Annotated in this window: 11 protein-coding genes; 3 read left to right on the top strand and 8 right to left on the bottom strand. The window is 72.6% G+C overall.

Going from position 1 to position 14,746, the window contains the following annotated elements; translation table 11 throughout:
- Positions 1-33: 33 nt before the first annotated feature.
- The 3 genes from ACQXVK_RS00515 to valS all read right to left on the bottom strand — a co-directional run bounded on the left by ACQXVK_RS00515 (position 34) and on the right by valS (position 3,829).
- On the bottom strand, positions 34-627 hold the full coding sequence (locus tag ACQXVK_RS00515; protein WP_430852334.1) for a TetR/AcrR family transcriptional regulator: 594 nt from the start codon (positions 625-627) through the stop codon (positions 34-36).
- 294 nt (positions 628-921) lie between these two features.
- Positions 922-1,173: a hypothetical protein gene (locus ACQXVK_RS00510; RefSeq protein ID WP_402264110.1), complete on the bottom strand. Its 252-nt coding sequence runs from the start codon at positions 1,171-1,173 to the stop codon at positions 922-924.
- Positions 1,174-1,234: 61 nt separating this feature from the next.
- Positions 1,235-3,829, bottom strand: coding sequence for a valine--tRNA ligase (gene valS, locus ACQXVK_RS00505; RefSeq protein WP_430852333.1), 2,595 nt, complete (start codon positions 3,827-3,829; stop codon positions 1,235-1,237).
- A gap of 277 nt (positions 3,830-4,106) precedes the next feature.
- Between valS and proP the strand changes: the two genes are divergently transcribed.
- Positions 4,107-5,687 (top strand): glycine betaine/L-proline transporter ProP, encoded by a 1,581-nt coding sequence (gene proP / locus ACQXVK_RS00500; RefSeq protein WP_430852332.1) that lies wholly within the window; start codon positions 4,107-4,109, stop codon positions 5,685-5,687.
- 222 nt (positions 5,688-5,909) lie between these two features.
- Here proP and ACQXVK_RS00495 read toward each other — a convergent pair whose 3' ends face one another.
- Genes ACQXVK_RS00495 through ACQXVK_RS00480 form a run of 4 tightly spaced genes read right to left on the bottom strand, consistent with a single transcriptional unit; the run spans position 5,910 to position 11,393 of the window.
- Positions 5,910-7,829: an ATP-binding cassette domain-containing protein gene (locus tag ACQXVK_RS00495; protein ID WP_430852331.1), complete on the bottom strand. Its 1,920-nt coding sequence runs from the start codon at positions 7,827-7,829 to the stop codon at positions 5,910-5,912.
- Positions 7,826-8,707 (bottom strand): ABC transporter permease, encoded by an 882-nt coding sequence (locus ACQXVK_RS00490; protein WP_430852330.1) that lies wholly within the window; start codon positions 8,705-8,707, stop codon positions 7,826-7,828. Before ACQXVK_RS00490 ends, ACQXVK_RS00495 begins: the two co-directional genes overlap by 4 nt.
- Positions 8,704-9,729 carry an ABC transporter permease gene (locus ACQXVK_RS00485; protein WP_430852329.1) on the bottom strand — a complete coding sequence of 342 codons (1,026 nt, stop codon included), beginning with the start codon at positions 9,727-9,729 and terminating at the stop codon, positions 8,704-8,706. The genes ACQXVK_RS00490 and ACQXVK_RS00485 overlap by 4 nt, the downstream gene beginning before the upstream one ends.
- Positions 9,730-9,764: 35 nt before the next feature.
- Complete coding sequence (locus ACQXVK_RS00480) at positions 9,765-11,393, bottom strand: ABC transporter substrate-binding protein (RefSeq protein WP_430852328.1); 1,629 nt, start codon at positions 11,391-11,393, stop codon at positions 9,765-9,767.
- A 32-nt stretch (positions 11,394-11,425) separates the two neighbouring features.
- On the opposite strand from ACQXVK_RS00480, the gene ACQXVK_RS00475 reads away from it, so the two are divergent.
- The gene (locus ACQXVK_RS00475; protein ID WP_430852327.1) at positions 11,426-12,040 is read left to right on the top strand and encodes a TetR/AcrR family transcriptional regulator; all 615 of its coding nucleotides are present in this window, start codon (positions 11,426-11,428) and stop codon (positions 12,038-12,040) included.
- A gap of 11 nt (positions 12,041-12,051) precedes the next feature.
- Positions 12,052-13,551 carry a phospholipid carrier-dependent glycosyltransferase gene (locus ACQXVK_RS00470; protein WP_430852326.1) on the top strand — a complete coding sequence of 500 codons (1,500 nt, stop codon included), beginning with the start codon at positions 12,052-12,054 and terminating at the stop codon, positions 13,549-13,551.
- 11 nt (positions 13,552-13,562) lie between these two features.
- Here the strand turns inward: ACQXVK_RS00470 and ACQXVK_RS00465 are convergent, their stop codons facing one another.
- Positions 13,563-14,594 carry a cation diffusion facilitator family transporter gene (locus ACQXVK_RS00465; RefSeq protein ID WP_022908576.1) on the bottom strand — a complete coding sequence of 344 codons (1,032 nt, stop codon included), beginning with the start codon at positions 14,592-14,594 and terminating at the stop codon, positions 13,563-13,565.
- Between the last annotated feature and the right edge of the window lie 152 nt (positions 14,595-14,746).

The raw sequence follows: 14,746 nt of genomic DNA, 5'->3' as shown, positions 1-14,746 counted from the left end.
GACCCGCGCCTCCCGCCCGACGGCGGTCGCGTCTCAGGCGCGCGTCGCGGCGTCGATCAGCGTCTCGGCCGCGCGCCGCGCGTGCCGCGCCGGCGTCGACGAGCCGGCGATGGCGGCCGTGGTCTGCGCACCCTCGGCGAGGAGCGCGAGCTGCGCGGCGAGTTCCTCGGCGGTGGTGGGATCCGCGACGACCGACGCCGCGAGGTCCTGCACGAAGCGCTGGAACGAGTCCTTGTGGGCACGCGCGATCTCGGCGACGGCGGGGGAGGTGGCCCCGAGTTCCCCGAAGGCGTTGATGAAGCCGCAGCCGCGGAAGGTGTCGTCGCCGAACCACGACTCGAGGAAGTCGTAGACCGCGAGCAGCTTGTCCCGCGCGGTGGCGGCGCTGTCGACCGCACCGTGGACCCCGTGTTCCCAGATGTCGTGGCGTCCGGCGAGGACCGCCGCGATCAGCTGCTCCTTGCCGGGGAACGCGGCGTAGAGCTTCTTCAGCGACACCCCGGCACCGGTGCGGATCTCGTCCATGCCGACGGCCTGGATGCCGCGGGCGTAGAAGAGCTGGTCGGCGACGTCGACGATGTGTGCCCGGACGTCGGGGTCGACGGTCGGGAGGGTGCTGGCTGCCATGGGCGGACCTCGTTCGCTGCGTGTTCACCGTTCTCGACCCGCGCCGGGAACGACCGTTCTCTACTGTAGGCCACATCGGCGGAGAACGACCGTTCCGTCCTGCCGCACGCCGAGTACGTCGAGATCGAGGGCGCTCCGCACGGCCTGCAACGAGATCCTGCTGGGCGGGCTCGCGAAGGAGCGCGCGTGCTCGCATCGTGAGCAGAAATGGTCGGGTTCCCCAGCGGGACCCGACCATTTCTGCTCACCAAGCGATGCGCGGGCGCGGGGGCGCGGGCGCGCGCGGGCGCGCCCTCAGTCCTCTTCGGCGGCGTCGTCCGGGTTCGTCACCTGGGCACGCCCGGCGTCGTCGAGGTGGATCGAGGTGCCGTCGTCGAGCGCGACCATCGGCTTGCCCTCGAGGAACGTCAGGGTCCAGCCCCACCCCGCCGTGTCGACGGACTCGTCCACGAGCTCGGCCTCGACGCCCCGCACGGCGACGACCATCGCCTCGGGGAGTTGCCCGGGTGCCTCGGCACCCACGTTCCAGCGTCTGCCCAACTGCATCCGTGCCTCCAGTCCGTGTGCCGGGCCGCGTCGGTGACGCGACCCGGCCGGTGTGCCGACGTTACGCCTGCTGCTCCGCCAGCTCGATCTCGGTGACCGTGAGCTCCGCGCCGTCCTCGAACGACAGGTTCTCGATGCGGCCGACGGCCGCCAGGTCGACCGCCGCACGCTCGATGAGCGCCCGGGTCTCGGCTGGCGCCTGCACGACGGCACGCGTCACGGGCGTCTTCTGCGAGGCCTTCGCCGCGGTCTTCGCGCCGCGGATGCCGATGAGTGCCTGCCCCACCGCGCCGAGGAGTCCGGTCGGCTCGGCCTGCGTGGGCAGCTCGGCCGCGGTCGGCCAGGAGGCGCGGTGCACGCTGGTCTCGTGGGTCCAGGCCCACACCTCCTCCGTCGCGAACGGGAGGAACGGTGCGAGCAGGCGCAGCAGCGCGTCGATGGCGGCGCGGAGCGCGAGGACCGCGCTCGCCTGCGTCTCGTGCGTCGCGTCGGACGCGGTGCCGTACGCCCGCTCCTTGACGAGCTCGAGGTAGTCGTCGCAGAAGGTCCAGAAGAAGCGCTCGATCACCTCGAGGGCACGGGCGTGGTCGAAGGCGTCGAACGCGGTCGTGGCCTGGTCGATGACCGACCCGAGCTCGGCGAGCACGTCGACGTCGAGCGGCTCCGTGACGCTCGTGGCGCCCTCGGGCAGCGGGAAGCCGTAGACGAACTTCGCGGCGTTCAGGACCTTGATCGCCAGACGGCGGCCGACCTTGATCTGCTTCGGGTTCTGCGGGTCGAACGCCGCGTCGGTGCCGAGTTTCGACGAAGCCGCCCAGTAGCGGACCGCGTCGGCACCGTGCTGCTCGAGGATCGACAGCGGCGTGACGACGTTGCCCTTGGACTTCGACATCTTCTTGCGGTCGGGGTCCACGATGAAGCCGGAGATCGACGCGTGCTTCCACGGCACGGTGTCCGCTTCGAGCTGGCTGCGGAGCACCGTCGTGAAGAGCCACGTGCGGATGATGTCCTGCGCCTGCGGGCGGACGTCGTACGGGTACACGAGGTCGTACAGCGCCGGGTCGGTCTCCCACTTGCCCGCGAGCTGCGGGGTGAGCGACGAGGTGGCCCAGGTGTCCATCACGTCGAGCTCGCCCTGGAACCCGCCGGCGACGCCGCGCTGGTCCTCGGTGTAGCCAGGGGCCGGCTCGGACGCCGGGTCGACGGGGAGCTGGGCCTCGGTCGGGACGATCGGCTGGTCGAAGACCGGGTTGCCGTCACCGTCGAGCGGGTACCAGACCGGCAGCGGCACGCCGAAGAAGCGCTGGCGCGAGATGAGCCAGTCGCCCGACAGGCCGCCGACCCAGTTGTCGTACCGAACGCGCATGAAGTCCGGGTGGAACGCGACCTCGTCGCCGCGGCGCCGGAGCGTCGCCTTGAGCTCCTCGTCGCGGGCGCCGTTCACGATGTACCACTGGCGCGTCGAGACGATCTCGAGCGGCTTGTCGCCCTTCTCGAAGAACTTCACCGGGTGGGTGATCGTCTTCACGTCGCCGATCAGGTCACCGGACGCGGTGAGGGCGTCCACGACGACCTTCTTCGCCGAGAACACGGTCTTGCCGGCCATCTCGGCGTAGAGGGCCTTGCCGCCCTCGGACTCGATCCAGGCCGGCTCGTCGGAGCGCACGCGGCCGTCGAAGCCGATGATCGCGCGGTTCGGCAGCTGCAGTTCGCGCCACCAGACGACGTCGGTGGTGTCGCCGAACGTGCAGACCATCGCGATGCCGGCACCCTTGTCCTGCTGCGCGAGGTGGTGCGCGAGCACCGGGACCTCGACGTCGAACAGGGGGGAGCGGACCGTGGTGCCGAAGAGGTCCTGGAAGCGCTCGTCGTCCGGGTGCGCGACGAGGGCGACGCACGCGGGGAGGAGCTCGGGGCGGGTGGTCTGGATGACGACGTCGTCGCCGCCGTCGGTGCGGTGGAAGGCGATGCCGTGGTACGCGCCGGGCATCTCCTTGTCCTCGAGCTCGGCCTGGGCCACCGCCGTGCGGAACGTCACGTCCCAGAGCGTCGGGGCGTCGGCCTGGTAGGCCTCGCCGCGCTCGAGGTTGCGGAGGAAGGCGCGCTGCGCGCTCGCCCGCGAGGTGTCGTCGATGGTCCGGTACGACTGGGTCCAGTCGACCGACAGGCCGAGCGTGCGGAAGAGGTGCTCGAACTGCTGCTCGTCCTGCACGGTCAGGCGCTCGCACAGCTCGATGAAGTTGCGGCGCGACACCGGGATCTGGTCGGCGGCCTTCGACGACTTGCCGTCCCCGCCCTCGAAGGGCGGCACGAACGTGGCGTCGTAGGGGAGCTGCGGGTCGCAGCGGACGCCGTAGTAGTTCTGCACGCGGCGCTCGGTCGGCAGGCCGTTGTCGTCCCAGCCCATCGGGTAGAAGACGTGCTTGCCGCGCATGCGCTCGTACCGGGCCTTGAGGTCGGTGTGCGTGTACGAGAACACGTGCCCGATGTGCAGCGAACCCGAGGCGGTGGGCGGCGGGGTGTCGATCGAGTAGACGTAGCTGCGGTCACCGGCGGCGTCGCGGTCGAACCGGTAGGTGCCGTCCTGCTCCCAGACCGGGCCCCAGACGTCTTCGAGTCCGTCCACCGTGGGCTTCTCGGGCATGGGCTTCGACATGGCGGGCCTTCCGTTCGGCGCGGTGCTGCGACCGCTGTGTGCGGCACCGAGTCCGTGGTGAGGTGCCTGAATGTCCACGCACGTGCGGCGCGGTACTCCCGATGGTAGCGGCTCGCACCGTCATCGCTGACGGTCGGTACCACACGGTCCTGACGGACACGCCGGGTGTTTGGTAGGCTGTCGGAGTTTGTCCGGCGGCCGCGGGGTTCGCGAGGACTGCATCGTCGCCGTTCGCCGGGCGCCCGAAGGCAAGACGCAGCACTACCGGAGGAACGATTTGTCACCGAACCAGACCAGCCCCGCGAACGGCGATCGGCCGCTCCGGACGAAGGGCGCCGTGAAGCGGGCCCGCCGCAAGCTGACGAAGGACGACGTCACCGTCGTCGAGGAGTCGCTCCTCAAGCGCGCCGTCGCCGCGGCAGCCCTCGGCAACGCGATGGAGTGGTTCGACTTCGGCATCTTCGCGTACCTCACGGTGACCATCTCGCAGGTCTTCCTGCCGAAGGGCGACCCGGCCGCGAACATCGTCGCGACCTTCGGCTTCTTCGCCGCGGCGTTCATCGTGCGCCCGATCGGTGGTGCCGTCTTCGGCCCGATCGGCGACAAGATCGGCCGCCAGAAGGTCCTCGCGCTGACGATGATCCTGATGGCCGCCGGCACGCTCATGATCGGCCTCATCCCCTCGTACCAGACCATCGGGTTCTGGGCCCCGGTCCTGCTGCTCGTCGCGCGGTTCGTGCAGGGTTTCTCGACCGGTGGTGAGTACGGCGGCGCCGCGACCTTCATCGCCGAGTACTCGCCCGACAAGCGCCGCGGCTTCATGGGCTCGTGGCTCGAGTTCGGCACGCTCGCGGGCTACGTGCTCGGCGCGTCGATCGTCACCGGCCTGCAGTTCGGCCTCTCCGAGGACGCCCTCCTCAGCTGGGGCTGGCGCATCCCGTTCATCGTCGCCGGTCCGCTCGGCCTCATCGGGCTCTACCTCCGCCTCAAGCTCGAGGAGACCCCGGCCTTCCAGAAGCAGCAGGAGCAGGCCGCCGAGCGCGAGTCGCAGAAGACGCCGTTCCTCAAGCTCTTCGCGGAGAACTGGCGCGGGCTCATCATCTGCATCGGCCTCGTCCTGGTCTTCAACGTGACCGACTACATGCTCCTGTCGTACATGCCGACGTACCTCGAGCAGAACCTCGGGCAGAACGCGACCTTCGGGCTCATCCTGATCGTCATCGTGATGATCCTCATGATGGTCGTCATCACGTTCGGCGGCCGGCTGTCCGACAGGTTCGGCCGGCGCCCGGTCCTCGCGACCGGCTGCATCGGCTTCCTGCTGCTGTCGTGGCCGTCGCTCAAGCTCGTCCAGAGCGGCACCGGGGTCGGCGTGTTCTTCGGGCTGCTCATCCTCGGTCTCGTGCTCGTGACCTTCACGTCCACGATGCCCTCGACGCTCCCCGCGCTCTTCCCGACGATCATCCGCTACGGCGCCCTCGCCATCGCGTTCAACGTGTCGGTGTCGCTCTTCGGTGGGACGACCCCGCTCGCGACCGCCGCGCTCATCAACGCCGCGAAGGACGCCGGCTACGGCTGGGCCGAGGACATCCCGGCCTTCTACCTGATGGCCGCCGCCCTCATCGGGCTCGTCGCCGTGTACTTCACGAAGGAGACCGCCGCGACGCCGCTCATGGGGTCCGGACCGACGGTGGCGCACGAGGACGAGATCGCGGACGTCATCAAGGACTACAACGACCCGGAGTCCGACCTGGCGCAGTCCGACTGGGCGAAGGACTTCTCGACCAGCGAGATCCCGATCATCTCGGGCGACGTGCCGTCGTCCGGAGCGGGGTCGAAGGCGCCCGCGGGCTCCTAGTCGCAGCCTGCCGCTCCGCACGAACGGCCGGCCTGGAGGCACGGTGCGCGTCCGCCACGGACGTCGCCCCGTGCCTCCGCTCGTCCGGCGCGCGGCGCGCGGGCTGTCCGCGCCGTTTCGCGCTGAACGACAGTTCACGGCTCCGGGAGGCCGTGACGTGTCGCTGAACGCGTGAGAACGCCGGCGCCCCGCGTCCGCGCAGGGGCGGCCCGCGCGGGCGCGCTACGCGGCGCCGGCCTCGGGCCGCGGGCCGGCGGCGAGCCGCTCGGCGGCGCGCAGCAAGCGCGCGGTCACGGCGTGCGTCGGACGGTCGAACACCGTCGCCGCGGAGCCGTGCTCGACCACGCGGCCCTCGTGCACGACCAGCACGTCGTCCGCCATCCGCCGGACGGCCCGGAGGTCGTGCGACACGAACACCATGGCCACGCCCGTGCTGTCGCGCAGCCCCTCGAGGAGCGTCAGCACCGCGTCCTGCACCGTGGCGTCGAGTGCGGTGACCGGTTCGTCGAGCACGATGACCTCGGGCGAGGTGGCGAGCGCCCGGGCGATCGCGAGGCGCTGCCGCTGCCCGCCGGACAGTGTCGACGGCGAGCGTCGGCGGAGCGCGGGGTCGAGGCCCACCTGGTCGAGCGCAGCGTCGACGCGGGGACCGAGGGCACCACGGGCCGACCGCTCCGTCCCGCCCGAGAACGCGTCCGCGAGGACCCGCTCGACGCTCCACCGCTCGTCGAACGTCGCACCGGGGTCCTGCACCACCGCCGCGACCCGGTGCCGCATCGGTCGTCGTGTGCGCTCGTCGAGCGGGACCCACGGCGACGCGTCGAGCGTGACCGTGCCGGCGTCGGGGACCTCGAGGCCGAGGAGCATCCGCGCGAGCGTGGTCTTGCCGGACCCCGAGGCGCCGATCACCCCGAGGACGCGCCCGCGACCGAGGCCGAACGACACGTCCCGGACCGCGGGGACGCCGTCGAACGCGCGCGAGAGCCCCTCGGCCGCGAGCACGACGTCCGCACGGTGCGGGGTGGGTGATCCGGTGCGGTGTTGCTCGCTCGGTGCGGGGCTGGAAGGTCGCACGGGGCGGTCTTCGTCGACCGGGTTGACGGATGCCGCACGGTGCGGGGTGGGTGATCCGGTGCGGTGTTGCTCGCTTGGTGCGGGGCTGGAAGGTCGCACGGGGCGGTCGTCGTGGACGTGGCTGACGGATGCCGCACGGTGCGGGGTCGGTGATCCGGTGCGGTGTTGCTCGCTCGGTGTGGGGCTGGAAGGCCGCACGGGGCGGTCGTCGTCGACCCGGCCGACGAACTCCGCACCGTGCGAGCCGCCGCCAGCACCCCCGCCACCAACGCGACCGCCGCCGCCCCCGCCGCCGCGACCGCGGCCGCCCCCGGCCGCGCGCACCAGCGCCCGCGTCGCCTCGTGCCGGGGCGCCTCGAGGACGGACGCCACCGGTCCCTCCTCCACGACGCGCCCCTCGTGCACGACGACCACCCGGTCCGCCCACCCCGCGACGAGCCCGAGGTCGTGCGTGATCACGAGGAGCCCCGCCCCGCGCGACTGCGCCGCACGGAGCTGCTCCATCACGGTGACCGCCACCCCGGCGTCGAGCGCCGTCGTGGGCTCGTCCGCCACCACGAGCGCCGGCGAGCCCACGGTCGCCGCCGCGATGAGCGCACGCTGGCGCATCCCGCCCGACAGCGAGCCCGCGAGTCGGCCGCCGGTGGCGATCGCGGGGTCGAGCCCGACGGCCTCGAGCGCGGCGCGCACGGCCTCGACGCGCTCCGCGGCCCGCAGGTCCGTGTGCAGCCGCAGGGCGTCGGCGACCTCGCGCCCGACGGGGCGGAGCGGGTCGAGGGCGCCGAGCGCCTCCTGGCCGACGTACCCCACGCGTGATCCGCGCACGCTCCGCCACCGGCGATCCGAGAACGCCCGGACGTCGAGCCCGGCCACCCGCAGCCGGTCGACCCGGACTGACGACCCGGGCGCCGACAGGCCGAGCGCGGCCCGGGCGGTCACGGTCTTGCCGGAGCCGGAGGCACCGACGAGGGCGACGCACTCGCCGGCCTCGACGCGCAACGCGACGTCCCGCACGACCACCGTCCCGCCGATGGCGACGGTCAACCCCTGCACGTCGAGCACGGTCATCGGATCACTCCTGTTCGTCGGATCGCCCGGCCGAGCACCGTGACCGCGGTCGCCGTGACCACGATCGCGAGGCCGGGGAAGGCGCTCATCCACGGCGCGGTCTGCAGGTACGTGCGACCGTCCGCCAGCATCGCGCCCCACTCCGGCGCCGGCGGCGGGGTACCGACGCCGAGGTAGCTCAGCGCGGAGGCCCACACGATCGCCTGCCCGACCCCGAGCGTCCCGACGGCCACGACCGGCCAGAGGGCCGCCGGGAGCACGTGCCGCACGGTGATCACGGCGGGGGAGCGTCCCATCAGCACGGCGGTCTCGACCACCTGCGAACGGCGCGCACGGAGCACGAGGCCGCGCACGATCCGGGCGTACCCGGGCGCGGTGGCGAACCCGACCGCGAGCATCGCCGGGACGGGTCCGGGGCCGGTCACCGCGATGACGACCAGCGCGACGAGGAGCAGCGGGAGCGCGAACGCCACCTCGGTGAGCCGGCCGACGACCGCGTCCACGACCCGCCCGCCGAGGCCGGCCAGGACGCCGAGCACGATGCCGACCCCGCCGCCGACGAGGGTCGCGACCACGCCCACCACGAGCGACGCCCGGGTACCGGCGACGACCCGGGCGAGCACGTCCCGTCCGGACTCGTCGGTGCCGAACGGACTCGACCACGACGGCGCCCGGAGCGCCTCGGACGGGTGCACGGCGAGCGGGTCGCCGCCGCCGAGCAGCGCCGGCCAGGCCGCCGCGACCACGGCCAGCGCCACGACGGCGGCCGCAGTCCATCCGGCCGGGCCGAGCGTCCCCCCACGGACTCGCTCGGACCGTCCGGCGGACGCGTCACCCTGGGCACCGGCCTGGAGGCGCGGTTCGGCGATCCCGCTCACCGTGCGCCCGCCCCGTGCCGGGTGACGCGCGGGGCGCGACGCCGGGTCGCCCCCGCCGTCCCGGCGGCACGCGGGTCCACGACCCGCTCGACGAGGTCTGCGACGGCGAGCACGACCACGTACGCGGCGGCCGACACCAGGGCGATGCCCGCGACGAGCGGCATGTCCCGCTGCGTCACCGCCGTCACGAGTGCGCGCCCGATCCCCGGCAGTGCGAACACCGACTCGACGACGACCGCGCCGGACACGAGCGAACCGAACGCCCACGCGGACAGGGCGATCCCGGGCAGCGCGGCGTGCCGGAGCAGGTGCCGTCCGAAGAGCCCGGCGCGGGTCTCACCGCGGCTGCGGGCGGCGAGCGCGAACGCCGAGCGCTGCGCGTCGACCACGCCGTCCCGGACGGTCTCGGCGAGGTACCCGGCGACCGGGACCGCGACGGTGACGACCGGCAGCACCCAGCCGCGGACGGTGCCGTCGCTGACCGCCGGCACCCAGCCGAGGGCGCTGGCGAACACCACGATGAGGACGCTGCCGAGCCAGAAGTGCGGCGTGACGCTCGCGGTGACGGTGATGGCGCTCGCCAGGCCCGCGGCGAACCGCCCGCGCTGCGTCGACCACCACGCGGCGACGATCGCGAGGGCCCAGGCGACGACGAGCCCGAGCACGGCGAGGGTGAGCGTCACGGGCAGCTGCTGCCCGAGGAGCGTCGCCACCGGGGTGCGGAAGGCGTAGGAGTCCCCGAGGTGCCCGGTCGCCAGGCGACCGAGGAACACCGCGTACTGCACGACCACCGGTCGGTCGAGGCCGTACTCCTGGCGGACCTGCGCGACCGCCTCGGCCGAGGCCTGCGACCCCGGGCCGCCGAGGATGGCGAGGGCGGGGTCGCCCGGGATGAGCCGGATCGCGACGAACACGATCGTGGCGACCGCCCAGAGCACCCCGACGCCGCCGGCCAGGCGGCGGAGGCCCCACAGGGCCCAGCCCGACCACCCGGTGCGCCGTGGCCGACGTCCGCGACGCAATCCGTGCCTCCTGTCCGACGATCCGGCCGTCGCGATCAGCGGTCGATCCAGGCCGTGCCGAACCACGGCGTCGAGACCGCGGTGGTCTGCACGCCGTGCACGCTCGACCGCAGCAGGAAGTGGTTCTGCTGGTCGTAGAGCGGGAGCACCGTGCCGCTCGACAGGATGGTCTGCTGCGCCTGCTCGTACAGCTTCCCGCGCTCGGACGCGTCCGAGGTCCGCGCGGCCCGCTGGAGCAGGTCGTCGAGCGCCGGGTCGTCGAGCTGGGCGAGGTTCGCGAAGTAGCCGGACGGTGCGGGCGTGATGCTCGCGGAGTCGTACAGGATCCGCAGGACGTCCGCACCGACCTTCGTGTACGGCGCGCTCACGACGTCGTACTCGTTCGCCGCGAGGGCCGCGTACCAGCTGGACAGGTCGAGCTCCTCGAGGACGACCTTGAAGCCGACCGCCTTCTCGGAGGCCTGGATCTGCTGGAACAGGCTGCGCTCGGCGGGGACGGACTGGTTCGTCGACACCGGGAACGTGACCGTCAGCTGCTTGCCGTCCTTCTCGCGGATGCCGTCGCTGCCGACCTTCCAGCCGGCGTCCTCGAGCAGCTGCTTCGCCTTCGTGGGGGAGTAGCGGAACAGACTCTTGTCCGAGTACGCGTACGGCTCGACGCTGGAGAGCACCGAGTAGGAGCGCTTCGCCGTCCCGAGGAAGAGCGACCGGATGCCGGGATCGATCTCGGCGCCGGCGATGAAGGCCTTGCGGACGGCCTCGTCGCGGAACACCCCGTGGCCGGAGTTCAGCTCGAGGCGGTTCGACGCACCGGGGCGCGGGGCGTCGAGGTCGCGGATGGACCCCTTCGACGACGCCGCCTGGATCTGGTCGGGCTGGGCGTTGTCGATGACGTCGACCTGGCCGGACTGCAGGGCCGCGTACCGCGACGTCGAGTCGGGCAGGAAGCGCCACGCGATCCCGTCGAGGCGCGGCTTCGTGTCGCCGTCGAGCGGCGTGTAGTCGCTGTTCTTCCGGAGCGTGACGCGATCGCCGTGCTTCCACCCGGTGACCTCGAACGGGCCGGTGCCGACGGGCGACTCGCAGTTGACCGCCTGCGAGCGCTCCAGTGCCTTCGGGGACTCCATGCCGACCCAGGGCTGCGAGAACGACTCGAGCAGCGCGCTGTCCGGGCGGCTCAGGGTCAGCGTGACGGTGTGGTCGTCGGTGGCCGTCGCCTTCGTGATCGACTGCAGCGCGAGGTAGCCCGTGCTCGAGGCGGTCGCGGGGTCCTGCACGTGCTGGATGTTCGCCACCACGGCGGCCGCGTCGAAGGGCGTGCCGTCGGTGAACGTGACGTCGTCGCGCAGGGTGAACGTCAGGGTCGTCCCGTCGTCGCTCGTCGTCCACGACTTCGCGAGCGCCGGCACGGGCTTGCCGTCCTCGAGCGCGGTGAGCTCCTCGATGTACTGGGTGGACAGCAGCGCCTGCGGGTAGTTGCCCCCGACGTGCGGGTCGAGGCAGGTCGGCTCGGCGTCGCCCGAGGCGTAGACGAGCGTGCCGCCGTCGACGGGGGTGCTGCTCGAGCCGGCGGTGCCACCACCGGTGCAGCCCGCGAGCACGAGGAGGAGCGCGGTGGCACCGGCGACCGCGGCCGCTGTTTTCTGTACTGAGTCCAAGATCATCGCCGCACGAGTCTAGCGGTTTACTGGGGGCCATGTACGAACCGATGCGCCGCGGTGGCCGCCCCCGACGCTCGAGCGCCGAGGTGCTCGCCGACGCCGCAGCCGAGCTGTTCCTCGAGCAGGGCTACGGCCGGACGACGGTCGACCACATCGCCGCTCGGGCCGGCGTGAGCCGGGCGACCTTCTTCAACTACTTCACCGCGAAGTCCGACGTGCTCTGGCTCGACCTCGACGCCGCGGTCGCCACGCTGCCTGCATGCCTCGCGGCCTCGACCGAGGAGTCCGCTGTCCGCGCGGTCGAGGCCGCCCTCCTCGCCACCGCCCGTGCCCACGACCCCGAGCGGGTGCCGTGGGCCATCGCGCAGGCCGAGGTGATGGGCATCGGTGACGAACTCGTCGCGAGCGTCGCGGCTCGCGTGGGCGCCCAGCACGCCGCCGTGTCGGCCTTCGTGGCCCGTCGGACCGGCGAACACCCCGCCGCCCTCTGGCCCCAGACGGTGTCCGGCGCCATGCTCGGCGCCGCCGCTGCCGCGTTCGGCGTCTGGGTGGCCGACGGCGTCGGTCGTCGCTCCCTCGTCGAGTACGTCGGCGCGGCGCTCACCCCGGTGGCCGCGGGTCTCGATCCGCTCGAGCCCCCGGCGCAATAGGCTCTCTCTCCGTGACCCGAGCGCGACCGACGATCCGAGTGGTCGCCCTCGCGGCGATCGCGCTCGCCGGGCTGTTCGTCGCGTACTGGCACATCGGCCGGCAGAGCCCCTACGTCGACGAGTTCACCTACACGCGCGCCGGATGGGCCTACGTGCACGGGGTGCTCACCGACAACCTGCAGCACCCGCCGACCGCCAAGTACCTGTTCGGCCTCGCGCAGCTCGTCGTGGGCGAGGGCGTCCTCGGGCCCCGACTCGTCGCCGCGACCGCGTCGTTCGGCACCGGCGTCGTCCTGTTCGCCTGGCTCCGGCGACCCGTCGGACACTGGGGCGCGCTCCTCGCGGCCGGACTGTGGTGGCTCACGCCGCGCGGCGATTCGCCGACGTGGACCGACGTCGCCTCCGGGACCGCGGCGCGCATCGACCGGCTCGCGCTGCTCGAGCCGGTCATGACGTTCTTCGCCGTCGCGGCGCTCGCCGCCGCGTGGCAGTGGGCGGCCCGGCCGAGGCGGGCGGCCGACCGGACGACGGCCTGGGACGGCTGGTGGTGGATGGCGCTCGCCGGTGCCCTGCTCGCGCTGTCGGTGACGTCGAAGGTCAGCACGGCCGTCCTCGTGCTCGCGGTCGTCGCCGTCCCGCTGCTGTTCCGCCGCTGGTCGGGACTCGTCACCGGCGGTGTCGCCGCCGCCGGGGCGTTCGCGGTGGTCTTCGTCGCGGCGTACGTGCCCGTCGGTGGCACCCGGGCGATCGCGTACATGCTCGCGTTCCAGGGGGAGCACGACACCAAGGGGCACGAGATCTCGGTCCTCGGGAAGACGTACATGCTCGCGCCGTGGTGGACGAACTTCGTGCGGGTCGTCGAGGGCGTGGGCTGGCCGGCGGTCGTCGTGCTCCTCGTCGGGATCGTCGCGGCCTTCGTGCTCCGTCCGGACCGGCTCGTCGCGCTCCTCGGCATCGCCCTCGGGATCCTCGTCGTCTTCTACGCCACCGCGAACGTCGCCCTGCCGCACTACTACCAGGCGTGGATGCCGTGGGCCGTCGCGCTCGCCGCCGTCGGGTACGCCCGGCTCGCCCGGTCGCGGCCGCCGGTGACGACCGTGGTGGCGCTCGTCCTGGTCGCCGTGACGATCGTCCCCGCGGCGGTCGTCGTGCGCACCGTCGCCGAGACCCGCACCACCGGGTACGCCCGGCTCGACGCGGCGCTCGACGCGCACGGGGTCCCGCGGACGGTCAAGGTCCTGGTGTCCGGGGCGTCGCAGCAGGCGTTCGCGGTGTTCATCGGCCACCGTGGTGCGACCCAGGCGGTGCAGTACGGCGACTACGGCGTGCTCGTCGCCGGGATCGACCCACGGTTCCCGATGGACGACGAGCTCCGGGCACTGCTCCGTGACCACCCGGACCGGTTCGAGGAGTTCCGGCTCGACGCGCTGCGGGTCTGGGTCGTGCAGGACGGGCTCACGATCCAGCGTCGCGGGGACACCGCCACGCTGGCGCCGGCCGCGGCCGGCTGAGACACCGAGCCTCAGTTCGCCCGCAGCGTCCCGGCCCCGCCCGCCGCGACGTCCTCGGCCGTGCCGTCCCGGACCACCTCCGGCACCTCCTCGCCCGTCGGGGTGAGCGACTCGTCGCCGGGGTAGCTCAGGGTGAGGACCGCCTCCTCGATGTATTGGCTCTCCTCGAGCGACTTCTCGACGTCGCGGAGCCGCACCGCGACGTGCTCCTCGACCTCGTTGCCCGTGAGGTCGACCGCTGCCACGAGGTACACCCGCGACGGACCGACGAACTCGAGGTGCAGGTAGGTGACCCGTTCGATCTGCGACCGGCCGAGCAGCTCGACGAGCACCGCGTTCTCGAGCTCCGGCGACGTGCTCTCACCGAGCAGGAACCGACGGTTGCGGTCGATGAGGACGATCGCGACGACCCCGAGCAGCACGCCGATCGCGATGGAGCCGACGGCGTCGAAGACCGCGAGGCCGGTGAGCTGGTGGAGGAACACCCCGAGGAACGCGACGACCAGACCGATCAGGGCGGCGGCGTCCTCCGCGAAGACGGCTCGCAGCGTCGGGTTCGAGGACTGCAGCACGTGGCGGAGCACCGGCACCTTCCGCTTCGTCGCCGCGCCGTGCGCCTGTCGGTACGCCTGCACGAAGCTCGTCCCCTCGAGGCAGAACGACACCGCGAGCACGATGTAGTTCAGCAGGACGTCCTCGGCCGGGCCGGTCTCGCCGAGCTCCGAGATGCCGTGGGAGATCGACACGACGGCACCGGCGGTGAAGAGGCCGAACGCGGCGAACATCGACCAGATGTACGTCTCGCGCCCGTACCCGAGCGGGTGCCGGGCGTCGCGCTTGCGGGCGCCACGCCGTTCCGCGACGAGCAGGAAGATCTCGTTGCCGGTGTCGGCCCACGAGTGTGCGGCCTCGGCCACCATCGAGGCCGATCCGGAGATCAGGGAGGCGATCGTCTTGGCGATCGCGACGAGCAGGTTCGCGCCGAACGCGATGATGACGGTCAGCAGGGATTCGGGACGATCCTGCTCGGAAGAGTCGGGCATCGCTCCAGCATGCTCCCGTCCGCTAAACTCGTGTGCACAGGCGTCGATCCGGCCATCACCGGGGAGCCTCCGGAAGAACCCGGCAGTCGGCACGATCGACGGCCGGCAGTAGAACCGGGCGGACCGGGCCGCACAGCCCCGGCAACGAGCGG

This window comes from Curtobacterium sp. AB451 (genome assembly GCF_050585845.1).
GTDB lineage: Bacteria > Actinomycetota > Actinomycetes > Actinomycetales > Microbacteriaceae > Curtobacterium.
Note: the sequence above shows the minus strand (reverse complement) of the source record. Positions and strands in the feature narration are given on the sequence as shown.

Coding starts and splice junctions, on each gene's coding strand:
- ACQXVK_RS00480 (WP_430852328.1), bottom strand. CDS start 11,393: ATGATCTTGGACTCAGTACAGAAAACAGCGGCCGCGGTCGCCGGTGCC.
- ACQXVK_RS00475 (WP_430852327.1), top strand. CDS start 11,426: ATGTACGAACCGATGCGCCGCGGTGGCCGCCCCCGACGCTCGAGCGCC.
- ACQXVK_RS00465 (WP_022908576.1), bottom strand. CDS start 14,594: ATGCCCGACTCTTCCGAGCAGGATCGTCCCGAATCCCTGCTGACCGTC.
- valS (WP_430852333.1), bottom strand. CDS start 3,829: ATGTCGAAGCCCATGCCCGAGAAGCCCACGGTGGACGGACTCGAAGAC.
- ACQXVK_RS00515 (WP_430852334.1), bottom strand. CDS start 627: ATGGCAGCCAGCACCCTCCCGACCGTCGACCCCGACGTCCGGGCACAC.
- ACQXVK_RS00495 (WP_430852331.1), bottom strand. CDS start 7,829: ATGACCGTGCTCGACGTGCAGGGGTTGACCGTCGCCATCGGCGGGACG.
- ACQXVK_RS00510 (WP_402264110.1), bottom strand. CDS start 1,173: ATGCAGTTGGGCAGACGCTGGAACGTGGGTGCCGAGGCACCCGGGCAA.